This is a genomic window from Priestia sp. 10L35 (genome assembly GCF_056395685.1).
Genome location: NZ_JBFTKA010000008.1, coordinates 133,527 through 157,936, shown reverse-complemented (window position 1 = coordinate 157,936; position 24,410 = coordinate 133,527). Strand labels below are relative to the sequence as shown.

Annotated in this window: 21 protein-coding genes, 1 rRNA gene and 1 riboswitch; of the genes, 20 read left to right on the top strand and 2 right to left on the bottom strand. The window is 39.6% G+C overall.

Features of this window, described 5'->3' with window-relative positions; translation table 11 throughout:
* Nucleotides 1–33 precede the first annotated feature (33 nt).
* The 14 genes from rrf (at nucleotide 34) to purD (ending at nucleotide 13,645) form a co-directional block, all read left to right on the top strand.
* A 5S ribosomal RNA gene (gene rrf, locus AC1DEF_RS24075) occupies nucleotides 34–149 on the top strand.
* Nucleotides 150–315: 166 nt separating this feature from the next.
* Entirely contained in the window at nucleotides 316–516 is a 201-nt protein-coding gene (locus AC1DEF_RS24070) for an NETI motif-containing protein (RefSeq protein ID WP_014461942.1), read from the top strand.
* Nucleotides 517–600: 84 nt separating this feature from the next.
* A riboswitch (purine riboswitch) is annotated at nucleotides 601–702 on the top strand.
* 128 nt (nucleotides 703–830) lie between these two features.
* Nucleotides 831–1,319: a 5-(carboxyamino)imidazole ribonucleotide mutase gene (gene purE, locus AC1DEF_RS24065; RefSeq protein WP_097824730.1), complete on the top strand. Its 489-nt coding sequence runs from the start codon at nucleotides 831–833 to the stop codon at nucleotides 1,317–1,319.
* Nucleotides 1,312–2,457 carry a 5-(carboxyamino)imidazole ribonucleotide synthase gene (gene purK, locus AC1DEF_RS24060; protein ID WP_013081438.1) on the top strand — a complete coding sequence of 382 codons (1,146 nt, stop codon included), beginning with the start codon at nucleotides 1,312–1,314 and terminating at the stop codon, nucleotides 2,455–2,457. Before purE ends, purK begins: the two co-directional genes overlap by 8 nt.
* On the top strand, nucleotides 2,454–3,746 hold the full coding sequence (purB, locus tag AC1DEF_RS24055; protein ID WP_013055036.1) for an adenylosuccinate lyase: 1,293 nt from the start codon (nucleotides 2,454–2,456) through the stop codon (nucleotides 3,744–3,746). Before purK ends, purB begins: the two co-directional genes overlap by 4 nt.
* Nucleotides 3,747–3,820: 74 nt before the next feature.
* Entirely contained in the window at nucleotides 3,821–4,528 is a 708-nt protein-coding gene (gene purC / locus AC1DEF_RS24050) for a phosphoribosylaminoimidazolesuccinocarboxamide synthase (RefSeq protein WP_013055037.1), read from the top strand.
* A gap of 7 nt (nucleotides 4,529–4,535) precedes the next feature.
* Nucleotides 4,536–4,787, top strand: coding sequence for a phosphoribosylformylglycinamidine synthase subunit PurS (gene purS / locus AC1DEF_RS24045; protein ID WP_013055038.1), 252 nt, complete (start codon nucleotides 4,536–4,538; stop codon nucleotides 4,785–4,787).
* The gene (gene purQ / locus AC1DEF_RS24040; RefSeq protein WP_013055039.1) at nucleotides 4,784–5,470 is read left to right on the top strand and encodes a phosphoribosylformylglycinamidine synthase subunit PurQ; all 687 of its coding nucleotides are present in this window, start codon (nucleotides 4,784–4,786) and stop codon (nucleotides 5,468–5,470) included. The genes purS and purQ overlap by 4 nt, the downstream gene beginning before the upstream one ends.
* Complete coding sequence (purL, locus tag AC1DEF_RS24035) at nucleotides 5,454–7,685, top strand: phosphoribosylformylglycinamidine synthase subunit PurL (RefSeq protein WP_013055040.1); 2,232 nt, start codon at nucleotides 5,454–5,456, stop codon at nucleotides 7,683–7,685. Before purQ ends, purL begins: the two co-directional genes overlap by 17 nt.
* On the top strand, nucleotides 7,661–9,076 hold the full coding sequence (purF, locus tag AC1DEF_RS24030; protein ID WP_013055041.1) for an amidophosphoribosyltransferase: 1,416 nt from the start codon (nucleotides 7,661–7,663) through the stop codon (nucleotides 9,074–9,076). The genes purL and purF overlap by 25 nt, the downstream gene beginning before the upstream one ends.
* 26 nt (nucleotides 9,077–9,102) lie before the next feature.
* A complete protein-coding gene (gene purM / locus AC1DEF_RS24025) occupies nucleotides 9,103–10,140 on the top strand; it encodes a phosphoribosylformylglycinamidine cyclo-ligase (protein WP_013081441.1) in 1,038 nt (345 codons plus the stop codon).
* A complete protein-coding gene (gene purN, locus AC1DEF_RS24020) occupies nucleotides 10,137–10,715 on the top strand; it encodes a phosphoribosylglycinamide formyltransferase (RefSeq protein ID WP_014461934.1) in 579 nt (192 codons plus the stop codon). The genes purM and purN overlap by 4 nt, the downstream gene beginning before the upstream one ends.
* A gap of 103 nt (nucleotides 10,716–10,818) precedes the next feature.
* Nucleotides 10,819–12,357, top strand: a complete 1,539-nt coding sequence (gene purH / locus AC1DEF_RS24015; protein ID WP_013081443.1) for a bifunctional phosphoribosylaminoimidazolecarboxamide formyltransferase/IMP cyclohydrolase — start codon at nucleotides 10,819–10,821, stop codon at nucleotides 12,355–12,357.
* A gap of 13 nt (nucleotides 12,358–12,370) precedes the next feature.
* Nucleotides 12,371–13,645 carry a phosphoribosylamine--glycine ligase gene (gene purD / locus AC1DEF_RS24010; protein ID WP_477727569.1) on the top strand — a complete coding sequence of 425 codons (1,275 nt, stop codon included), beginning with the start codon at nucleotides 12,371–12,373 and terminating at the stop codon, nucleotides 13,643–13,645.
* Between the two features lie 30 nt (nucleotides 13,646–13,675).
* Here the strand turns inward: purD and AC1DEF_RS24005 are convergent, their stop codons facing one another.
* Complete coding sequence (locus AC1DEF_RS24005; protein ID WP_016762773.1) at nucleotides 13,676–13,933, bottom strand: YgaP family membrane protein; 258 nt, start codon at nucleotides 13,931–13,933, stop codon at nucleotides 13,676–13,678.
* Nucleotides 13,934–14,035: 102 nt separating this feature from the next.
* Here AC1DEF_RS24005 and AC1DEF_RS24000 point away from each other — a divergent pair, with 102 nt between their 5' ends.
* Both AC1DEF_RS24000 and AC1DEF_RS23995 read left to right on the top strand, forming a co-directional pair.
* Entirely contained in the window at nucleotides 14,036–15,784 is a 1,749-nt protein-coding gene (locus AC1DEF_RS24000) for an adenine deaminase C-terminal domain-containing protein (protein ID WP_025752917.1), read from the top strand.
* Between the two features lie 147 nt (nucleotides 15,785–15,931).
* A complete protein-coding gene (locus tag AC1DEF_RS23995) occupies nucleotides 15,932–16,237 on the top strand; it encodes a YerC/YecD family TrpR-related protein (RefSeq protein WP_013081447.1) in 306 nt (101 codons plus the stop codon).
* A 37-nt stretch (nucleotides 16,238–16,274) separates the two neighbouring features.
* Here the strand turns inward: AC1DEF_RS23995 and AC1DEF_RS23990 are convergent, their stop codons facing one another.
* Nucleotides 16,275–17,657 (bottom strand): glycine--tRNA ligase, encoded by a 1,383-nt coding sequence (locus tag AC1DEF_RS23990; protein WP_013055049.1) that lies wholly within the window; start codon nucleotides 17,655–17,657, stop codon nucleotides 16,275–16,277.
* A gap of 512 nt (nucleotides 17,658–18,169) precedes the next feature.
* On the opposite strand from AC1DEF_RS23990, the gene pcrB reads away from it, so the two are divergent.
* The 4 genes from pcrB to AC1DEF_RS23970 are packed head-to-tail and all read left to right on the top strand — an operon-like array spanning nucleotide 18,170 to nucleotide 24,380.
* Nucleotides 18,170–18,868 (top strand): heptaprenylglyceryl phosphate synthase, encoded by a 699-nt coding sequence (gene pcrB / locus AC1DEF_RS23985; protein WP_097824731.1) that lies wholly within the window; start codon nucleotides 18,170–18,172, stop codon nucleotides 18,866–18,868.
* A 28-nt stretch (nucleotides 18,869–18,896) separates the two neighbouring features.
* Nucleotides 18,897–21,146 carry a DNA helicase PcrA gene (pcrA, locus tag AC1DEF_RS23980; RefSeq protein ID WP_013081449.1) on the top strand — a complete coding sequence of 750 codons (2,250 nt, stop codon included), beginning with the start codon at nucleotides 18,897–18,899 and terminating at the stop codon, nucleotides 21,144–21,146.
* Between the two features lie 20 nt (nucleotides 21,147–21,166).
* The gene (gene ligA / locus AC1DEF_RS23975; protein ID WP_097824732.1) at nucleotides 21,167–23,173 is read left to right on the top strand and encodes an NAD-dependent DNA ligase LigA; all 2,007 of its coding nucleotides are present in this window, start codon (nucleotides 21,167–21,169) and stop codon (nucleotides 23,171–23,173) included.
* 13 nt (nucleotides 23,174–23,186) lie between these two features.
* Entirely contained in the window at nucleotides 23,187–24,380 is a 1,194-nt protein-coding gene (locus tag AC1DEF_RS23970) for a CamS family sex pheromone protein (RefSeq protein WP_014461929.1), read from the top strand.
* Nucleotides 24,381–24,410 lie beyond the last annotated feature (30 nt).

The following is a 24,410-nucleotide window of genomic DNA, read 5'->3' as shown; positions in this document are numbered from 1 at the left end:
ACTGTTATCTAGTTTTGAGAGAGCAATCTCTTGTCTGGTGGCGATAGCGAAGAGGTCACACCCGTTCCCATACCGAACACGGAAGTTAAGCTCTTTAGCGCCAATGGTAGTTGGGACTTTGTCCCTGTGAGAGTAGGACGTTGCCAGGCCAATAAAAAGACTAGTCATTCAATGACTAGTCTTTTTTGTTTCTAAAAATTACAGAGTGAATTTAACTTTTAAATTATGTTACACTATAGTGGATTCATTTAATTTTTTATTATAAAAGTTCTTTTTGACGTTGTAAGAAACTTCTTTCAAACTGGAGGCTGCATTTTGGGTAAGAAATCAAAAAAAGTACTATACGAATTACAGGAAAATGAAACAATCGCAAGTTGTTTAGATCGAATGAAAAAAGATGGGTATATGCCCGTTCGACGCATGGAAAAGCCTATCTTTGAAGAAAAAGAAATAAATGGTAAAAAAGAGTATGTTCCGGTAAAGCAACAGATTGTTTTCGAAGGGAAAAGTCTCTAAATACGAACATTTTAATGATAAAAATAGTAAATATTCGATTTTTGGGTTGACTTTTTTCTGGTTTGGCTGTTATTATTAAGTTGTCAATTGAGATATCCGAAACCTCATATAATAGTGGGAATATGGCCCACGAGTTTCTACCCGATGACCGTAAATCATTGGACTATGAGGAGAGTACAATTACTAAATAGGTAAACATGATTCCTTTTCAAAAGGAATGTTGATACATGAAACCTAGGGTAGTTGTGGCTTTCCTTTAGTGAGCCATAACGTACCCTAGGTTTTTTTATAACGTGAAAAAGGAGCTTTTATTCATGAATGTAAAAGTTGCTGTTGTAATGGGCAGTCAGTCAGACTGGAGCACTATGAAATATGTGTGTGACATTTTAGATGAATTAAATATTGTATATGAAAAGAAAGTTGTATCAGCACATCGAACGCCGGATTATATGTTTGAGTACGCTGAAACTGCTAAAGAACGAGGGATTAAAGTTATTATTGCTGGCGCTGGTGGCGCTGCTCACTTACCTGGTATGATTGCTGCAAAAACAATTTTACCTGTAATAGGTGTACCGGTTAAATCAAGTAACTTAAACGGTTTAGATTCACTTTTATCGATTGTTCAAATGCCGGGCGGCGTACCGGTAGCTACAGTAGCTATTGGAAAAGCTGGTTCTACGAACGCTGGCCTGCTAGCAGCACAAATCTTAGCAACACAGGATCCAACATTAAGTGATCAACTTGAAAATCGTAGAGAGTCTATTAAATCATCCGTGTTAGAAAGTAGTGATCAACTTGTCTAATTTACTTATACCTCCTGGTAAAACAATTGGAATCGTAGGCGGTGGACAGCTAGGAAGAATGATTGCACTATCTGCTAAAGAAATGGGTTATTACATTGCAGTGCTTGAACCAACAGAAGATTCTCCTTGCGGTCAAGTAGCAGATATTAAAGTCATTGGCAACTATGATGATAGAAAAGCGGTTGAACAGCTTGCTGAAGTGTCAGATGTCATCACCTATGAATTTGAAAACGTTGATGTTGAGATGATGAAATGGCTAGAAACAAAATGCTACGTGCCACAAGGCAGTCATTTACTAGCCGTTACACAAAATCGTCGTTTAGAAAAAGAAATGATTACAAAGCTTAATCTAGACGTTCCTGATTACGCAATCGTTACGACTGAAGAAGAACTTTTAAAAGCTGTCGAAACAATTGGTTATCCATGTGTCGTAAAAACTTGCCGAGGCGGATATGACGGTAAAGGGCAAGTTCTAGTGAAAAATGAGAATAATATTCGTGAAGCAGCTGAGCTATTAGCACAGTCGGAATGCATTGTAGAACAGTGGATGAACTTAGATAAAGAAGTATCAGTTATTGTACACCGCAATGCAAAAGGCGAAACGGTATGTTTACCAGTAGCTGAGAACATTCATAAGCATCATATTTTGCACCAAACGATTGTTCCGGCACGTATTACAGCAGATCAAGAAGCGAAAGCTCTTCAATATGCGCAAGAAATAGCAAAAGGATTAGATTTAGTTGGTACATTAGCAGTTGAGATGTTCCTAACTGAAGAAGGTCAGCTTTATATAAATGAAATGGCACCTAGACCTCATAATTCAGGTCATTATTCAATCAATGCTTGTGATCTTTCTCAATTTCAGCAGCATGTAAGAGCCATTTGTAACTGGACCCTAGCACAGCCGACTTTATTAAAACCTGCTGTTATGGTTAACCTATTAGGGGAACATATTGAGAACACAATGGCAAAAATCGAATGTTTAGATGATATGCACTTGCATTTGTACGGAAAAAAAGTTGCAAAAGAGAAGAGAAAAATGGGACATATCACGGTATTAGCTGATAAGATAGATGAGGCGATAGAAAAAGCCGAATCTCTAGGAATTTGGGAAAGAACGGAGGAAGTAACAACATGATTGAACGTTATACAAGACCAGAAATGGCAGCTATTTGGACAGAAGAAAATAAATTTAAAGCTTGGTTAGAAGTTGAAATTCTAGCTTGCGAAGCATGGTCAGAATTAGGACATATTCCGAAAGAAGATGTGAAGTTAATTCGTCAAAATGCATCCTTTGATATTAACCGCATCAATGAAATTGAATTAGAAACGCGTCATGACGTAGTAGCTTTCACTCGTGCAGTATCTGAAACGCTTGGTGAAGAGCGCAAGTGGGTACACTACGGTTTGACTTCAACTGACGTAGTTGATACAGCTCTATCTTATTTATTAAAGCAAGCTAATGAAATCTTGCTAAGTGACGTAGAGCGCTTTGTAGAAGTACTAAAGGAAAAAGCTCAAGAACATAAGTATACGGTTATGATGGGACGTACGCACGGTGTACACGCTGAGCCAACGACATTTGGTTTGAAAATGGGATTATGGTACGAAGAAATGAAGCGTAACCTAGAGCGTTTAAAACGTGCTGCAGCTGAAGTGGAATTCGGTAAAATGTCAGGAGCAGTTGGAACGTTCGCTAACATCGATCCTTTTGTTGAAAAATACGTATGTGAGAAGTTAGGAATTTCACCAGCACCAATCTCTACGCAAACATTACAGCGTGACCGTCATGCACACTATATGTCAGTACTAGCGTTAATTGCGACATCTATTGAGAAATTTGCAGTAGAAGTTCGCGGTCTTCAAAAGAGTGAAACACGTGAGGTTGAAGAGTACTTTGCAAAAGGTCAAAAAGGATCATCTGCAATGCCTCATAAACGTAATCCAATCGGTTCTGAGAACGTAACGGGACTTGCTCGCTTAATTCGCGGCTATATGGTTACAGCTTATGATAATGTACCGCTTTGGCATGAGCGTGACATCTCTCATTCATCGGCAGAGCGTGTCATCTTACCTGATGCAACGATTGCTTTAAATTACATGTTAAATCGTTTTGCAAACATTGTTAAAAACTTAACAGTATTCCCTGACAATATGAAGCGCAACATGGATCGTACACTAGGATTAATTTACTCACAGCGTGTACTGTTAACACTAATCAATAAAGGCATGGTACGCGAAGAAGCATACGACTTAGTACAGCCAAAAGCAATGGAAGCATGGGAAACGCAAGTTCCTTTCCGTTCTTTAATTGAAGGCGAAGAGCGCATTACTCGCCACTTATCACCAGAAGAGATTGAAGATTGCTTCGATCATAAGCACCATTTAAAAAATGTAGATATGATCTTTGAACGTTTAGGTCTTTAATAAAAAAGGCAAGGCACGTCCTTGCCTTTATCTAAGAAAGTGTATCTGAATATTCTGTATGTAGAGGTGACAGCATGGAAAAGCAAGAGTTACTTTATGAAGGAAAAGCGAAAAAAATTTACGCTACTGATGAGCAAGATGTATTGTGGGTTGCTTATAAAAATGAAGCTACAGCATTCAACGGTCAGAAAAAAGCGGAGATTAGCGGAAAAGCACAGTTGAACAATCAAATTAGTAGTTTACTATTTTCAATGTTACATGAGCAAGGGATTACAACTCACTTTGTGAAGCAGCTTTCAGATCATGAACAAGCGGTTAAGAAAGTAGAAATTGTCCCGCTTGAAGTTGTTGTACGAAATGCTACAGCAGGAAGCCTTGCGAAGCGAATTGGCGTAGAAGAAGGTATTCGTTTTGAACAGCCAATCGTTGAACTTTATTACAAAGACGATGCGCTTGGTGATCCATTAATTCTTGCAGAACATGCGATTTTCCTTAAGGCTGCAACTCAAGAAGAGATTGATAGTTTAAAGGCACAAGCACTTCAAATCAACGAAATATTATCGAAATTTTTCAAAGATAAAGATATTTTCTTAGTAGATTTTAAATTAGAATTCGGCCGTACTTCTCAAGGCGACATTATTTTAGCGGATGAAATTTCACCTGACACTTGCCGCTTCTGGGATGTTCATACGAACGAAAAATTAGATAAAGATGTATTCCGCAGAGATTTAGGCGGTTTAACAGAAGCATACGAAAAAATCTTACAGCGAATCGGAGGATAACCCAACCATGTATAAAGTAAAAGTATTTGTCACATTAAGAGAAAGTGTATTAGACCCTCAAGGAGTAGCCGTTAAAAATTCATTGCACCGTATGTCTTATGAAGAAGTAGAAGAAGTACGCATAGGTAAATTTTTAGAGCTAACAATCGACAGCACAGATTCATTAGATGAACGCGTAAAAGAAATGTGTGAAAAGCTTTTAGTTAATACAGTAATTGAAGATTACCGTTACGAGGTTGAGGAGGTTGTCGTACAGTGAAATTTGCTGTAATTGTTTTTCCAGGATCAAACTGTGACGTCGATATGTATCATGCTATCAAAGATGAGCTTGGTGAAGAAGTAGATTACGTTTGGCACGATACAGAATCATTAGATCAATATGATGGTATCTTGCTTCCAGGTGGTTTCTCATATGGAGATTACCTTCGTTCAGGTGCTATCGCTCGTTTCTCAAATGTAATGGACGCTGTAAAAAAAGCAGCAAGCCAAGGAAAGCCAGTACTAGGTGTATGTAATGGATTCCAAATTTTATTAGAAGCAGGATTACTGCCAGGTGCTATGCGCCGTAATGAAAACTTAAAATTCATCTGTAAAACAGTGAATTTGAAAGTAGCTAATAACGAAACAATGTTTACAAATGCTTATGGCAAAGATGAAGTAATTGCTATTCCAGTGGCACACGGTGAAGGCAACTACTATTGTGATGAACACACGTTACAAAAATTGATTGAAAACAACCAGATTCTTTTCCAATACGCAGGTGATAATCCAAACGGAAGTCTTCAAGATATTGCAGGGATTACGAACGAAACAGGCAACGTATTAGGAATGATGCCTCACCCAGAAAGAGCGGTAAGCGATCTTTTAGGAAGCGCGGACGGACTTAAATTATTTCAATCAATCGTAAAGCAGTGGAGGGAACAAAATGTCGTTACTTCTTGAACCAAATGTAGAGCAAATTAAAGAACAAAAGTTATATCGAGACATGGGATTAACAGACGAAGAGTTTGCGAATGTAGAGCAACTGCTTGGTCGTACTCCTAATTATACAGAAACAGGCTTATTCTCTGTTATGTGGTCAGAGCACTGCAGTTATAAAAACTCTAAGCCTGTACTGAAAAAATTCCCTATCACGGGTGAAAAAGTATTACAAGGTCCTGGTGAAGGAGCTGGTATCGTTGATATTGGTGACAACCAAGCCGTTGTATTTAAAATCGAAAGTCATAACCATCCATCAGCGATTGAACCTTATCAAGGAGCAGCAACTGGTGTAGGTGGTATCATTCGTGACGTCTTTTCAATGGGAGCAAGACCGATTGCACTTTTAAACTCTTTGCGTTTTGGTGAATTAACATCTCCAAAGGTTCGTCATTTGTTTGAGGAAGTAGTAGCGGGAATCGCAGGTTACGGTAACTGTGTAGGAATCCCAACAGTAGGCGGAGAAATTCAGTTTGAAGCTTCATATGAAGGAAATCCGCTTGTTAACGCTATGTGTGTGGGTTTAATTAATCACGAAGACATTCAAAAAGGTCAAGCTAAAGGCGTTGGCAACACGGTTATGTACGTAGGAGCAAAAACAGGCCGCGACGGCATCCACGGCGCAACATTTGCTTCTGAAGAACTATCTGATCAGTCAGATGAAAAACGTCCTGCTGTACAAGTAGGAGATCCATTTATGGAAAAACTTCTTCTTGAAGCTTGCTTAGAACTTATCAAGTGTGACGCTTTAGTCGGTATTCAAGATATGGGTGCTGCGGGCTTAACAAGTTCTTCAGCAGAGATGGCAAGTAAAGCGGGTTCTGGTATTGAAATGAACCTTGATCTTGTACCTCAGCGTGAAACAGGTATGACACCATATGAAATGATGCTTTCAGAATCTCAAGAGCGCATGCTCATCGTTGTTGAAAAAGGCCGTGAAAATGAAATCGTAGAAATCGTAGAAAAATACGGATTAGAAGCTGTTTCAGTTGGTCACGTAACCGACGATAAGCGCCTTCGTTTAACTCATAACGGAGAAGTAGTAGCAGATGTTCCTGTAGATGCATTAGCAGAAGATGCACCGGTATACCACAAGCCATCTCAAGAGCCAGCATACTATCGTGAGTTCCAAGAGCAATCAGCATATGCTCCTACTGTTGAAAATCACAGTGATATGTTAGTAACACTTTTAAAACAGCCTACTATTGCAAACAAAGAGTGGGTTTACAACCAATATGACTATCAAGTACGTACAAACACAGTTGTATCTCCTGGATCTGACGCGGCGGTTGTTCGTGTACGTGATACAAATAAAGCATTAGCGATGACAACAGACTGTAACTCTCGCTATTTATACCTAGACCCAGAAGTAGGCGGCCGTATTGCAGTAGCAGAAGCTGCTCGTAACCTTGTATGTTCAGGTGCACAGCCTCTTGCAATTACAGACTGCTTAAACTTCGGTAACCCTGAAAAACCAGAAATCTTCTGGCAAATTGAAAAAGCAACAGACGGTATGAGCGACGCTTGCCGTGAGCTATCGACTCCGGTTATCGGCGGTAACGTATCTCTTTACAATGAAACAAAAGGTGAAGCAATTTACCCAACTCCTGTTATCGGAATGGTTGGTTTGATCGACGATATCAACCATATTACAACTCAATATGCGAAGCAAAAAGATGACTTAATCTATGTGATTGGTAAAGCTGAAGCAGAATTCGCAGGTACTGAGCTTCAAAAAGTACTAGAAAACGGTACGGTATTTGGGCATTCACCTAAATTAGATTTAGCAGTTGAAAAAACACGTCAAGATCAGCTTCTTCAAGCAATTCGTGAAGGTGCAGTTCAATCTGCTCACGATATTGCAGAAGGAGGATTCGCGGTAGCCCTAGCTGAAAAAGTGATGAACGGCAGCGGATTAGGTGTGGACGTAACGGTAGACGGCGAAGCAACAGCAGAGCTATTCAGTGAAACACAATCGCGTTTTATCGTAACGGTTTCTCCAGAGAATAAAGAAAAATTCGAAATGCTTGTACAAGATGTAACATTAGTAGGACGCGTAACAGAAGACGCAACATTAACTGTTAAACATCAAGAAAATGTTCTTGTTCAATTATCAGTTGAAGAATTAACTACTGCTTGGAAAGGAGCGCTTCCATGCTTGCTGAAATCAAAGGCTTAAACGAAGAATGTGGCGTATTCGGTGTATGGGGACATGAAAATGCAAGCCAGATTGCTTATTACGGTTTGCATAGCTTGCAGCACCGCGGACAAGAAGGCGCTGGTATTGCTGTAACAGACGGAGAAAAAGTGACAGTAATGAAAGGCGTCGGTCTTGTTAACGAAGTATTTGGCCACGGAGAGTTAGAGCAACTAAACGGTAAAGCAGCAATTGGACACGTTCGTTATGCAACAGCTGGAGGCGGAGGGTTTGAAAATGTTCAACCCCTTCACTTCCGCTCTCATAGCGGAAGCCTTGCGTTAGCTCATAATGGAAACTTGGTTAATGCAAATGCATTAAAGCATCAGCTGGAAAACCAAGGGAGTATTTTTCAATCAACATCGGATACAGAAGTACTTGCTCATTTAATTAAACGAAGCGGCTATGAAGATATGAAAGATAAAGTAAAAAATGCTTTATCAATGGTTAAAGGCGCATACGCATTCGTTATCTTAACAGAAGATACGATGATGGTTGCACTTGACCCTCACGGATTGCGTCCGTTATCAATTGGACGATTAGGTGATGCTTATGTAGTAGCTTCTGAAACATGTGCGTTCGATATCGTTGGAGCAGTTCATGAGCGTGATGTAGAGCCGGGTGAATTACTCATTATTAACGATGAAGGTATTCAATCAGAACGTTTCACATTAAATGTAAATCGCGCAATTTGCAGTATGGAATATATTTATTTCTCAAGACCAGATAGCAATATTGATGGAATCAATGTTCACTCTGCTCGTAAAAACCTTGGGAAACAACTTGCAGTTGAGTCACCGATTGAGGCAGACGTTGTAACAGGCGTTCCTGATTCAAGTATTTCAGCAGCGATCGGTTTTGCAGAACAGTCAGGAATTCCATACGAATTAGGTTTAATTAAGAATCGATACGTAGGCCGTACATTCATTCAGCCTTCACAAGAATTGCGTGAACAAGGTGTAAAAATGAAGCTGTCTCCTGTACGTAAAATTGTAGAGGGTAAACGTGTTGTCATGGTAGATGATTCTATCGTTCGCGGCACAACAAGCCGTCGCATTGTTCGTATGCTTCGAGAAGCAGGAGCAACTGAAGTACATGTACGCATCAGTTCACCCCCTATCAAAAATCCATGTTTTTATGGAATTGACACGTCGTCATCCTCTGAGCTAATTGCTGCTACGCGCTCTGTTGAAGAAATTCGTGAATTGATTGAAGCTGATTCACTTGTTTTCTTAAGCAACGAAGGGTTAGTAGATGCAATCGGCAGACAGTATGAAGGCAACGGCGGACAGTGTATGGCATGTTTCACTGGAAAGTATCCAACTGAAATTTATCCAGATACTGTACACCCTCATGAAAAGGTAACTTGTTAGTTTTAACGTAAAAAAGGAGTGACAACATGTCATATTCATATAAACAAGCTGGAGTTGACTTAGAAGCAGGATATGAAGCTGTTTCACGTATTAAAAAGCACGTAGAACGCACTGCTCGTGCAGGTATTATGGGAACAGTCGGCGGCTTTGGCGGAATGTTCGATTTATCTACATTGAATTTAAAAGAGCCTGTTCTTGTTTCTGGTACCGATGGAGTAGGAACAAAATTGAAACTTGCTTTTCAGATGGATAAGCATGACACAATCGGTGTGGATGCAGTGGCCATGTGTGTAAACGACGTTTTAGCACAAGGAGCAGAGCCTCTTTACTTCTTAGATTATATTGCTTGCGGGAAAGCAGTTCCTGAAAAAATTGAATCGATTGTAAAAGGAATTGCAGACGGCTGTGAACAATCTAACTGTGCGTTAATTGGCGGAGAAACAGCTGAAATGCCAGGTTTATACGAAGAAGATGAATATGATCTTGCTGGGTTTACAGTAGGAGCAGTAGAAAAGTCAGAAATTATTACTGGAGATGAGATTAAAGCTGGACAGCTGTTGATCGGTATTTCATCTAGCGGTATTCACAGCAATGGCTACTCTCTTGTACGTAAAATCGTTGATGATCAAGGATTAAATCTTCAAGAAACTTACGCTGGTTTTAACGAAAAGCTTGGAGTTGAGTTATTAACGCCAACAAAAATATACGTGAAGCCGGTCCTAAAAGCATTACATGCAGCTAAGATTGCAGGTATGGCTCATATTACTGGAGGCGGGTTTGTTGAAAATATCCCTCGTATGCTTCCTGAAGGTTTAGGTGTAGAAATCGATTACGGTTCTTGGCCAATTCCATACGTGTTTGATTTCCTTGAAGAGCAAGGCAAGCTAGACCGTAAAGAAATGTTCGAAGTATTCAACATGGGAATCGGATTTGTTTTAGCTGTTGAACCTGAAGATATGAATAAAGTCATTGAAGCAATTGAAAACGAAGGCGAAAAAGCATTTGTTATCGGACGTGTAAAAGAAGGAACAGGTGTTGAATTTGCTGGAGGGACGTTTGCATGATAAATATTGCAGTGTTTGCTTCTGGAAACGGCAGTAACTTTCAATCCATCTACGAAGCAACTCAGTCAGGTCGATTAAAAGCAAATATTGCGCTTGTTGTTTGCAATAAACCCGATGCATACGTAATTGAACGAGCAAAAGCATGTGGAATACCATGCTTTGTTTGTTCGCCTAAAAACTATGAAAATAAAGAAGCGTATGAAGCAGCAATTCTTGCAGAGCTTACATCAGCTAAAGTAGAATTTCTTGTTTTAGCAGGATATATGCGATTAGTTGGTTCGACGTTGCTTAAGCCATACAAAAATCGTATTGTTAATATTCATCCGTCGCTTTTACCTGCATTTCCTGGGATTGATGCTATTGGTCAAGCTTTTGATGCAGGAGTAAAAGTGATTGGAATTACCGTGCATTTTGTAGATGAAGGAATGGATACAGGACCAATTATTGATCAGCAGGCTATTCGCATTGAAAAAGGCGATACAAGAGAAACCGTTGAGGCCCGCATTCATGAAATTGAACATCAATTTTATCCCGCGGTACTAAATGAATTATTTGAACAAGCCGCAGTTAAATAAATAGGATGTAACCTTGTCAAAAAAGTTTTAATCCTTTACTATGGTAGAGTAGTAGTGAAAGAAAGATTTTAAATGAGAGATCGGATCAGGAGGAGTTTACAAAATGACAGCAAAACGCGCGCTTATTAGCGTATCTGATAAAGAAGGTATTGTTTCATTTGCACAAGAATTAAAGGACTTAGGAGTAGAAATTATTTCAACTGGCGGTACAAAACGTACGCTAGAAGAAAATGGCATTGACGTTATCGGAATTTCTGAAGTAACTGATTTTCCAGAAATTTTAGACGGTCGTTTAAAAACATTGCATCCTAACGTTCACGGTGCTTTATTAGCGTTACGCGATAACGAAGAGCATCAAGCACAAATGAAAGAGCATAATATCTCGCCAATCGACTTTGTAGTTGTAAACTTATATCCATTTAAAAAGACAATTGAAAAAGAGGATGTAACGCTTGCTGAAGCGATTGAGAATATTGACATCGGTGGACCTACAATGCTTCGTTCAGCTGCGAAAAACTATCGTTCTGTCTCAGTTGTAGTAGATCCAAGCGATTACGCAACCGTAGTAGAAGAGTTAAAAGCTGATGGCAATGTTTCATTTGAAACCAATCAACGATTAGCAGCAAAAGTATTCCGTCATACGGCAGCTTATGATGCATTAATCGCTGAATACTTAACAAACATTACAGGTGAAACAACTCCTGAGAAATTAACAGTAACGTATGAGCGTGTTCAAGGCTTACGATACGGAGAAAATCCTCACCAACAAGCTTCTTTCTATAAAAAGCCGTTAACACAAAAAGGTTCTATTGCAACAGCTACGCAGCTGCATGGAAAAGAGTTATCATACAATAATATCAACGATGCAAATGCAGCTCTTCAAATCGTAAAAGAATTCAAAGAGCCGGCTATCGTAGCGATCAAACATATGAATCCTTGCGGTGTAGGTGTGGGTGAAACAATTGCTCAAGCTTATCAAAAAGCATACGAAGCGGATCCTACATCTATCTTTGGCGGTATCGTAGCAGCTAACCGTCCTATCGACCGTGAAACGGCTATTCAGTTAAAAGAAATTTTCTTAGAAATCATCATTGCGCCTGCGTTCGATCAAGAAGCATTAGATGTATTAACAGCTAAGAAAAACCTTCGTTTACTAACGATAGAGCTTGATGAAAAAGCAGAAAAAGAAGCTTTCTTAACATCTGTAAAAGGCGGCGTTCTTGTTCAGGATGAAGATGTGTTCGGATTTGATGATGCAACGATTACTGTTCCAACGAAACGCGAGCCAACAGAAAAAGAGTGGGCAGATTTAAAATTAGCATGGAAAGTTGTTAAAAATGTTAAGTCTAATGCTATTGTACTTGCAAAAGATGACATGACAATTGGCGTAGGGGCTGGTCAAATGAATCGTGTAGGCGCTGCAAAAATTGCGATTGAACAAGCTGGTGAAAAAGCACAAGGTTCAGCTTTAGGTTCAGATGCGTTCTTCCCAATGGGCGATACAGTAGAAGCAGCAGCTAAAGCAGGAATTACAGCGATTATTCAGCCAGGCGGATCAATTCGTGATGAAGAGTCAATTGCAAAAGCAGATGAATACGGCATTGCAATGGTATTTACAGGCGTAAGACATTTTAAACATTAATGAGGTGAAGAACGTGAATGTTTTAGTTATTGGAAAAGGCGGAAGAGAGCATACAATTGCATGGAAAGCTTCAAAAAGTCTACTTGTTAACGAAGTGTTTGTAGCACCAGGAAATCCGGGCATGAGAGATGTGGCAACGATTGTACCAATCGATGAAAGCAGCCAAGAAGAGCTTGTGCTATTTGCAAAAGAAAACAAGATTGGATTAACAATTGTTGGACCAGAAAATCCGCTAATTGAAGGCATTGTTGATCGATTTGAACAAGAAGGTCTTCCAGTCTTTGGACCGCGCAAACAAGCAGCGATGATTGAAGGAAGCAAAAGCTTTGCAAAAGAGCTCATGAAAAAGTATGATATTCCAACCGCAGCGTATGAAACATTTACGTCTTACGAGGAAGCAAAAGCATATGTGGAAAAGCAAGGCGCTCCAATTGTTATTAAAGCAGACGGCTTAGCGGCTGGTAAAGGTGTAACTGTTGCTTTAACAGTGGAAGAAGCTGTAGATACATTACGTGATTTTCTAGTTGACCAAAAATTTAAAGAAGCAAGTGCAAAAGTAGTTGTAGAAGAATTTTTGGATGGTGAAGAATTTTCATTAATGGCATTTGTACGCGGTACAAATGTATATCCAATGGTAATTGCACAAGATCATAAGCGTGCTTTTGACGGCGATCAAGGACCAAACACAGGAGGCATGGGAGCTTACTCTCCTGTTCCGCAAATCAGTGATGCAGAAGTACAAGAGGCTGTAGAAAACATCTTACTTCCAATGGCTAAAGGATTAGCTGAAGAAGGCTGTGAGTATACAGGAATTCTATATGCTGGTCTGATTCAAACACAAAAAGGACCAAAAGTTATTGAATTTAATGCGCGTTTTGGAGATCCGGAAACCCAGGTTGTACTGCCGCGTATGAAAAGCGATTTAGTCGATGTGCTTCTTCGTATTTTGAAAGAAGAAAAAGTAGAAATTGAATGGGATGATGAAGCGGCTATCGGAATCGTATTAGCAGCAGCAGGCTACCCAGAAGATTATCAAAAGGGTGCGCCAATTAACGGATTGGATGCGATTAGTGAAGACGCGCTTGTTTTCCACGCTGGTACAGCTTTAGAAAACGACACATACGTTTCAAACGGCGGCCGTGTTCTATTAGTAGGTGCTAAAGGAGCAACTCTTCAAGAAGCGCAGCAAGAAGTATACAAGCAAATGGCTCATATCGATGTGGAAAAAGGCTTTTTCTATCGTAAAGACATCGGCCATCGTGCATTAACAAAAGCAGCTTTAAAATAAAAAAGGAGAGCTCCGGCTCTCCTTTTTACCTTATGAAGGATTATACGTTTCTTCATTTCCATTTGGATGGTGTTCATGTTCATCATGTTTTTGACATGAATCATATGCGTACGTAAGAGGGCAAAAACGCGTGATGCCTTCTGCCACTTTTAAAGCTCCCATTAACCCTAAGAAGATGTATGAATCTTTGTACGGTCTGCGAGATAAACGAGATGTTGTCCAAGAAAGAAGGGTAAAGCCCAGTGTAAGTCGAATTAATGCGTTAACAATACCGATATTTGGTTTCATGTTTTATCACCTTTATTCATAAAATTAATAACAGTTTCTGAATGCGTTTACATCACGGATGTGTTACGATAAAAATACATAGTAAATTAGGGGGAATTTAGCATGCCGGAACAAAGATACCGCTGGAAAAGCAAACATATTAGACAGCAGCTCTTAGTATTAAACGGTCAAAAAGCACCAACTATTGTCTTAAAAGATGCAACATATTTGAACGCTCGAATGAAGCAGTGGAAAAAAGCACATATTTGGGTTTACCAAGACCGTATTGTATACGTCGGCTCAGAGATGCCTAAGCACACAGACGCTTCTACAGAGATTATAGACTGCAGTGAGAAATATGTGGTTCCTGGGTATATTGAGCCGCATGTTCACCCGTTTCAGTTATATAATCCCCAGACTTTTTCCCAATATGCAGCCAAGCACGGAACAACGACTTTATTTAATGATAATTTAATTCTCGCTTTACAGCTCGAGCAAAAAACGGCGTTTTCATTGATTGAAGAAATGAAAACGTTACCACAATCGCTTTATTGGTGGTGCAGATTTGATTCGCAGACGGAAATTGATGAAGAGGCTGACATCTTCTCACATACGAACATTACTTCTTGGCTACAAAATGAAGCTGTCTTACAAGGAGGCGAACTGACAAGTTGGCCGAAGCTTTTAGACGGAGATGATTTAATGCTTCACTGGGTTCAAGAGACAAAACGGATGAGAAAGCACATTGAAGGACATTTTCCAGGGGCGTCAGCATTTACCTTGGCAAAAATGAAATTGCTCGGAGCAGACAGCGATCATGAGTCTATGACGGGGGAAGATGTTGTTGCTCGGTTAACACAAGGCTATGACGTTGCTTTGCGCCACTCTTCAATTCGGCCGGATTTGCCAAAATTGCTGCAGGAGTTAAAAGAGCTGCAGGTAGATTACTTTGACCATATTACGATGAATACAGACGGTTCTCCGCCTTCTTTTTACCAAAATGGCGTGTCAGATATGTTAATTACATTAGCTATTTCAGAAGGGGTTCCCGTGTTAGATGCTTATAATATGGTATCTGTAAATATCGCTCGCTATTATAACATGGAACATTTGCACGGGCATGTAGCAACAGGCTGTGTGGCTAATATTAATATTTTAGAAGATCCTATGCGGCCTACTCCGGTCTCTGTGCTAGCAAAAGGAAAGTGGATGAAAAAAGAAGGCAAAGAACAAGCATTAGCCTCAGTAGAATTTCCTTGGGAAAAGTTTGGTTTTTCACCGTTAAAGTTGGACTTTGATTTAACAATGGACGATTTTCAATTTTCAATGCCAGTAGGCGTAAAAATGAAAAATGCTGTTATTATGGAGCCGTATTCAATTCACTTGAATGTGAGCGGAGATGTATTAGCCTCTGATCATGATGAAAGTTTTTTAGTGCTGGTGGACCGAGAAGGCAAGTGGCGGATCAATACGCTGTTAAAAGGATTTGCGACAAATGTATCGGGACTGGCGAGTTCATTTTCAAATACAGGTGATTTTATTTTAATTGGAAAATCGAAAAAAGATATGATGTGTGCATTTAAACGTATGAAAGAAATTGGAGGCGGTATTGTCATTACAGAAGATGAGAAAGTAGTATACGAACTGGATCTTCCGTTAAAAGGAGTCATGTCGAATCTGCCGATGGAGGAGTTAAGTAAACGAGAGGTAGAACTCAAGAAAGTGCTGGGTGAGCGAGGATACAAGCACGATGATCCCGTCTATTCACTGCTGTTCTTTTCGTCTACACATTTGCCCTATATTCGTATCACGCCAGTAGGAATTTATGATGTTATGAATAAAAAAGTACTTTTTCCGTCTATAATGCGTTAAAATATAAAAGTATCAAAGGAATTTGAAATTTGTATGAAATTGGCTGTCTTCATACAGAATGAATGTATGTGCAAATAAATATAGAAACTGTATTTTATAGATAGAAACAACCAGTAAAGAAAGCCAATGATAAAGGAGTTCGATACGATGCAAATCAACAAACTACGAGGAAAAGAATTAGATCAGCTATTTCAAGCGATTTTATCATTAGAAAACCTTGAAGAATGCTATCAATTTTTTGATGACCTATGTACAGTTAATGAAATTCAATCATTAGCACAGCGCTTAGAAGTAGCAAGAATGCTGAGAGAAGGCAACACGTACCATAAAATTGAGACGGAAACTGGAGCAAGCACAGCGACTATTTCCCGTGTTAAACGCTGCTTGAATTATGGAAGCGATGCGTATCAAATGGTGTTAGAACGCCTTCAAGAAGATTCAAATCAAAAGTAAAGCGTATGGCTGAAGCAGCCATACGCTTATTTTTTAATTAAAATTGAGTTGCTTCTTCAATGATATTTTTAAGGTCGCTAATTGCTACACGTTTTTGTTCCATTGTGTCGCGGTTACGGATTGTTACTTGATTGTCCTCTAATGAATCGAAATCGAATGTAATACAGAACGGCGTACCGATTTCATCATGGCGACGGTAACGTTTACCGATTGAACCAGCATCATCATAGTCAATCATAAAGTATTTTGCTAAATCTTCAAAGACAGCGCGAGCTTCGTTAGAAAGCTTTTTAGAAAGTGGCAATACAGCAGCTTTAAATGGTGCTAAAGCAGGGTGAAGCTGCATAACTGTACGAGAAGAGCCATCTTCTAACGTTTCTTCTTCATATGCATCAATCATATAAGCTAATGTTACACGGTCAGCGCCTAAAGAAGGCTCGATGCAGTAAGGTACATAGCGTTCGTTTGTTTCTTGATCAACATATTGGAAGTCTTCTCCAGAGTGTTCCATATGCTGCTTTAAGTCATAGTCTGTACGAGAAGCTACGCCCCATAGTTCTCCCCAGCCGAATGGGAACTTGTATTCAAAGTCTGTTGTTGCATTACTGTAGTGAGAAAGTTCATCATCATCATGATCGCGAAGACGAACGTTTTCTTCTTTCATACCAAGAGAAAGAAGCCATTTGTTACATGTTTCTTTCCAGTAGTTAAACCACTCTAATTCAGTGCCTGGTTTACAGAAGAATTCAAGTTCCATTTGTTCAAATTCACGCGTACGGAATGTGAAGTTACCAGGTGTAATTTCGTTACGGAAGCTTTTACCCACTTGGCCGATACCGAACGGAAGCTTTTTACGCATTGAGCGCTGAACGTTTTTAAAGTTTACGAAAATACCTTGAGCTGTTTCAGGACGAAGGTAAATTTCATTTGTTGATGTTTCAGTTACACCTTGGTGCGTTTTGAACATTAAGTTAAATTGACGAATTTCAGTGAAGTTAGCTGAACCACACTCAGGACATGTAATTTCATGTTCTTTAATTAAGTCAGCCATTGCATCAAATGAAAGGCCGTCTACGATCATTTCAATGCCTTTTTCTTGAAGTTTTTCTTCAATTAATTTATCGGCACGATGACGGGCTTTACAATCCTTACAGTCGATCATTGGGTCATTAAAGTTTCCTAAGTGACCAGAAGCTTCCCATGTTTTTGGATTCATTAAAATCGCAGCGTCTAAACCAACGTTGTATGGAGATTCTTGAATGAATTTTTTCCACCATGCTTTTTTAATATTGTTTTTTAATTCTACGCCAAGCGGGCCGTAATCCCATGTATTTGCAAGACCGCCGTAAATTTCAGATCCTTGAAATACAAAGCCGCGGTGTTTAGCGTGAGATACGATTTGATCCATTGTTTTTGACATTCTAATTCCTCCTGTAAATGGTAGTGATTCAAGCGAAACAAAAAGAGCGGGTACAAAAAAACTCTCGTCCCTGGGCATATCAACAATATGCCCAGGGACGAGAGTTTTTCCCGCGGTTCCACCCTGGTTGATACAAAATGTATCCACCTTCGTCTGTATATACTCCAGATTGCCTTTTCCTTAAACCATTCTCTAGGCTCCCACCGTCCCTAGTTCGCTTTGTGAAGAGGATTTAAGTACTATTGATCCTTCAGCGTATATCATATGAATTTTAGTAGCTATATATTAGCATATCCTATGCAGAGAAACAATAACCTTGTGCAAAATGGGCTTTTTTTGTGATGTTTTCTTCGGGGATTTGAGGATAAAACCATATCTTTTATACATATTTTTTGAAAACAAAAAACGTGATGAAAAGTTCAGTTTTCCTTTCATTTCACCCCCTTAGTTTTGTTATAATGAACAAATGGACAAGCGCGAACTTTTAAGTGTAAAGAAATGGAGGAACATATATGTATGATATTAAAGAGTGGAGACATGTCTTTAAATTAGATCCTAATAAAGAGATTTCAGATGCAGATTTAGAGAAAATTTGCGAATCCGGCACGGATGCGGTTCTTGTCGGAGGATCTGATGGAGTGACTCTAGACAATGTACTGCAGCTGTTAATGCGTATTCGCCGCTACACGGTGCCGTGTGCGCTTGAAGTATCAACAATTGACTCTGTAACACCTGGGTTTGATTCTTATTTTATTCCGACCGTTTTAAACAGCAAGGATCCAAAGTGGATTGTTGATTTACATCACGCAGCTATGAAGGAATACGGAGAGATCATGGACTGGGATGAAATTTTTGTAGAAGGATACTGCGTACTTAACCCCGAAGCAAAAGTAGCTGCGCTAACGGAAGCGAAAACAGATTTGGATGCAGAAGACGTTGTAGCGTATGCTCGTATGGCTGAACGCATGTTTCATTTGCCCGTTTTCTATCTAGAATACAGCGGAACGTATGGAGATCCTGAATTAGTGGCAGAAGTGAAAAATTCACTAAATGGGACGAAATTATTTTACGGCGGAGGTATTGAGACAAAAGAGCAAGCGAGTGAGATGGGAGAGCTAGCCGATACGGTTATTGTAGGAAATGTTATTTATACAAATTTATCGGAAGCGTTAAAAACTGTAAAAGCAGTAAAAAAGAATATTGCACAGTGAAAAATAAATAAAGTAGAATAGAGAATATATGTTCGATATAGGCGGTGAAAACGTGAATTTTTTAAGTGAAAAATTATTAACAGGATTAAACCCTCAGCAACAAGAGGCAGTTAAAACGACAGACGGACCACTATTACTTATGGCCGGTGCAGGAAGTGGGAAAACACGTGTATTAACGCATCGAATTGCGTTTTTAATGGCAGAAAAAGAAGTTGCACCTTGGAATATTTTAGCCATTACTTTTACAAACAAAGCAGCTCGTGAAATGAGAGAGCGTGTTTCAAATATCGTTGGCGGAGTGGCAGAAGATATCTGGATTTCAACGTTCCACTCGATGTGCGTGCGTATTTTACGAAGAGATATTGATCGTATTGGCTTTAATCGTAACTTTACGATTTTAGATTCAACGGATCAGCTGTCCGTTATTAAAAATATTTTAAAAGATCAAAACATCGATCCAAAAAAATTCGATCCGCGCTCGTTATTAGGAAGCATTAGTTCAGCTAAAAATGAACTGAAAGTAGCGGAAGAATTTGATAAAACAGCAGCGGGACCGTATGAAGAAGTTGTAAGCAAAGTCTACAAAGAGTATGAAAAGCGTTTAAAGAAAAACCAAGCGCTCGATTTTGATGATTTGATTATGACAACGATTCAGCTATTTAAACGAGTTCCTGAAGTGTTAACTTACTATCAGCGCAAGTTTCAATATATTCATGTGGACGAGTATCAAGATACAAACCATGCACAGTATATGCTGGTTCGCTTGCTAGCTGCAAGATTTGAAAATGTATGCGTAGTAGGGGATTCAGATCAGTCTATTTACCGCTGGCGCGGGGCTGATATTACAAATATCTTGTCATTTGAAAAAGATTACCCAAAAGCCAAAACTATTTTGCTTGAACAAAATTATCGTTCAACTAAAACGATTTTGGCTGCGGCAAACGGCGTCATTGCAAACAATATGAATCGTAAAGTGAAAAACTTATGGACGGAAAACGATGAAGGTCAGAAGATTTATCATTACCAAGCAATGAGTGAGCATGATGAGGCACAGTTTGTAGCACGTAAAATTAAAGAAGCAGTAGACAGCGGAAAGCGTAAATACAGTGATTTTGCCATTTTGTATCGTACAAATGCACAGTCTCGTGTGATGGAGGAAGTGCTGTTAAAATCCAATATTAATTATACAATTGTCGGCGGCATTAAGTTCTACGACCGCAAAGAGATTAAAGATTTGCTTGCGTACTTGCGCTTAATTGCCAACCAAGATGATGACATTAGCTTAGCTCGTATTGTGAACGTTCCAAAGCGCGGAGTGGGAGCTACTTCAGTCGATAAAGTGGCCAATTATGGAAACGTTCATGACATTTCTATTTTCAAAGCGCTGGATGAAGTAGAATTAATGGGGTTAACAGGCAAAGCAACAAAAGCCCTTCGTGATTTCCAATCGATGATTTCGAACTTAGCTCAAATGCAAGACTATATGTCTGTTACAGAGCTTGTGGAACAAGTATTAGAAAGAACAGGATACCGTGAAGCGCTTAAAGTGGAAAAAACAATTGAAGCACAAAGCCGTTTAGAGAATATTGATGAGTTTTTATCTGTCACAAAAACGTTTGAAGAAGCAAGTGAAGATAAAAGCTTAGTAGCATTTTTAACCGATTTAGCACTTGTTGCTGATATCGATAAGCTTGACGACGAGGAAGAAGAAGAGAACGAACAAGTGATTCTGATGACGCTTCACTCGGCAAAAGGTCTAGAGTTCCCGGTTGTTTTTCTAATGGGTATGGAAGAAGGCGTATTCCCTCATAGCCGATCATTATTCGAAGATAATGAAATGGAAGAGGAACGACGCTTAGCCTACGTAGGGATTACGCGTGCTGAACAAGAATTGTATTTATTAAATGCTCAAATGCGCACACTATTTGGTAAAACAAACGTTAATCCAAAATCCCGCTTCATTGGAGAAATCCCAAGCGAGCTTGTGGAATCTTTAAATGAAGCAATGCGCAAACCTGCTGCTGGCCGTTCAGGGGCTTCAGCTTCGCCTTTTGCAGCGCGCCGACAAGCGGCCGTGGCAAAAACGAAGCTTGTGTCAACAGGCAGTGAATCAATTGGATGGAGCGTTGGAGACAAGGCCGAGCATAAAAAATGGGGAATTGGTACAGTTGTAAGTGTAAAAGGAGAAGGAGATTCAAAAGAATTAGACATTGCTTTTCCTAGTCCTACAGGTGTAAAAAGACTGCTTGCTAAATTTGCCCCGGTTACGAAAGTGTAATCGTGAAAAGGAGCTAGAATATGGAGTTTGAGACAGCAAAATCCCGCGTTCAAGAATTACGCGACTTATTAAATCAATATGGCTATGAATATTATGTGTTAGATCAGCCATCTGTTCCAGATGCAGAATACGATAAATTAATGAATGAGTTAATTGAGATAGAAGAATCATTTCCAGAATTAAAAACAGCTGACTCACCTACTCAGCGCATCGGCGGCCAAGTGCTCGATGCGTTTGAGAAGGTTCAGCATCAAACGTCTATGCTAAGTTTAGGAAATGCATTTAATGAAGAAGACCTTCGGGATTTTGATCGCCGAGTGCGCCAAGCCGTTGGAGATGAGTTTTCTTATGTATGCGAACTTAAAATTGACGGCCTTGCTGTATCTCTTCGCTATGAAGATGGATACTTAGTGCTGGGAGCTACGCGCGGAGACGGTACAACTGGTGAAAATATTACTGAAAACTTGAAAACAATTCGCTCTATTCCACTGCGAATTAAAGAACCATTATCAATGGAAGTTCGCGGAGAAGCATTTATGCCGAGAAAATCATTCAAAGCACTTAATGAAGCAAAAATGGAAAGGGATGAAGTTCCGTTTGCTAACCCGCGTAACGCAGCTGCAGGCTCACTGCGTCAGCTAGATCCTAAAATTGCGGCAAAACGTAATTTAGATATCTTTGTATATGCCATGACTGATACAGGAGAATTAGAAATCGACTCTCACAGCGAAAGTTTGAATTTACTCGATGAGCTTGGTTTTAAAACAAATAAGGAAAGACAGACGTGTGAAACCATTGATGATGTGATTGCTTACATCGAAAGCTGGCAAACGCAACGTCCAGAACTATCTTATGATATTGATGGCATTGTTGTAAAAGTAGATTCATTTGATCAGCAGGCTGAGCTTGGAACAACGGCCAAAAGTCCACGTTGGGCTATTGCTTATAAGTTTCCTGCTGAAGAAGTCGTAACCAAGCTTGTAAATATTGAGCTGACGGTAGGCCGTACAGGTGTCATTACGCCAACAGCTATTTTGGAGCCTGTTCAAGTAGCAGGTACGACGGTACAGCGTGCGTCTCTTCACAATGAAGATTTGATTCGTGAAAAAGACATTCGCATCGGAGATTATGTCGTAGTGAAAAAAGCAGGAGATATTATTCCTGAGGTAGTGAATGTGATTGAGGAGAAGCGAACGGGAGAAGAGCAAGAGTTTACGATGCCCACTCACTGTCCGGAATGTGAAAGTGAACTGGTGCGTTTAGAAGGAGAAGTTGCGCTTCGCTGCATTAATCCAAGCTGTCCTGCTCAAATTCGTGAAGGACTTATTCATTTCGTGTCCCGCAATGCGATGAACATTGATGGACTTGGTGAAAAAGTTATATCGCAATTATTTCGCGAACAGTTAATTAAAGACGTAGCGGATATTTATACGCTGACAAAACAGCAGTTAATCGAGCTTGAGCGCATGGGTGAGAAATCTGCTGATAATTTGATTGCAGCCATCGAAGCATCGAAAGAAAATTCGCTTGAGCGTTTGCTTTTTGGTTTGGGCATTCGCCATGTAGGAGCAAAAGCTGCAAAGACGTTAGCTCAGCACTTTGAAACCATAGACAAGTTAACAAAAGCAACGTATGATGAATTAGTGGCAATTAATGAAATTGGTGCCAAAATGGCTGATGCTATTGTCGCTTACTTTACACAAGAAGAGGTTCAAGAACTTATACATGAATTAAAAGAGTATGGAGTAAACCTTACATACAAAGGACCCAAGCTTGTAAGTGTAGAAAATGTAGATTCTGTTTTTGCTGGTAAAACCGTTGTATTAACAGGTAAGCTTGAACAGCTATCTCGCAATGAGGCAAAAGCACAAATTGAAGCACTTGGCGGTAAAGTCACAGGAAGCGTAAGTAAAAAGACAGACCTTGTTGTGGCAGGGGAAGAGGCTGGTTCCAAACTGACAAAAGCTAACGAGCTTGAAATTGAAGTATGGGATGAGGCAAGGCTACTTACGGAATTAAATAAATAAGAGGTGTGTGTAGTTGAAAAAGATATTGTTACTTTCTCTTGCGGTCATGCTTGTAACTTCAGCGTGTGCACCGAACCTTTCGGACGATAAAGAGACTGTTCAACAAACCAACAACAAGAAAGAAAAAGCAGTTATTCCGAAGTATAGTATTTCAGATGATTATTACCGAACAATTCTTCCATTTAAAGCGGGAGTGGCAAGAGGCTTAGTAGCAGCAAACTTAAACAACCGCTTGGATGCGCAAGAATTTGAAACAGGCTTAATGCGCTTATCGACAGATAGCTATTCTCCGAAAAAATATGTGTATCAAGAAGGCCAGTACCTTGATAAAGATACTATTCGCTCATGGTTAAGCCGTAAGCTGAGCGATAAACAGTTTAAAGATCTTCAAAGCAAAACAAAAGATGATACGGCGAAAAAGAAGCTTAAAAACAATGGATTAAACCCAATCGATACAGAAAAAGGCGATTTGAAAACTCGTAATGAAACAAGTCCAATGTACTTAGCGAACATTACTGAGCAAGACTACCTTATTCAAGACGGAGACGACAAGGTAAAACTTGGAGGCGTCACAATTGGCCTGGCGATGAATTCCGTTCATTATTATACAGAAGAAAATGGTTATGCTCGTGAAGTGAAGCTTACAAATAAAGAGATTGAAGCCCAAGGAAAGCAAATGGCAGATGAGATTGTTAAGCGTATGCGCAACATCAAAGGCTTAGAAAATGTGCCAGTTCGAGTAGCATTATTCAAACAAAGTGCTAAGTCCTCTTTAACACCGGGTAACTTTATAGCTGTCGGAAATGCAGGTTCAAATGATACGGCCGTTGGCAGCTGGGATAATTTAGACGAGCAATATTATTTATTCCCATCATCAGATGCAACAAAAGATCACCGAGATGATGCGATGAAATTTGATGAGTTTAAAGCGCAAATCGAAGACTATTTCCCGAACTTTACAAGCGTAGTAGGGAAAGGGTATTACAAAGATGGACAGCTTCAAAAAATGACGATTGATATTCCCGTACAATTTTACGGAAAAGGTGAAATTGTAGGATTTACTCAGTACGTTGCTGGTTTAATGCTTGATCATTTCCCTTCATATATGGAAACGAGTATCTCTATTAACTCAGTAAGCGGACCGGAAGCGCTCATTGTTAGAAAAGCAGATGAAGACAAGCCTTTCGTTCATATTTACGAAGAGTAAGCAAAAAAAGACACTGCTCAAGCAGTGTCT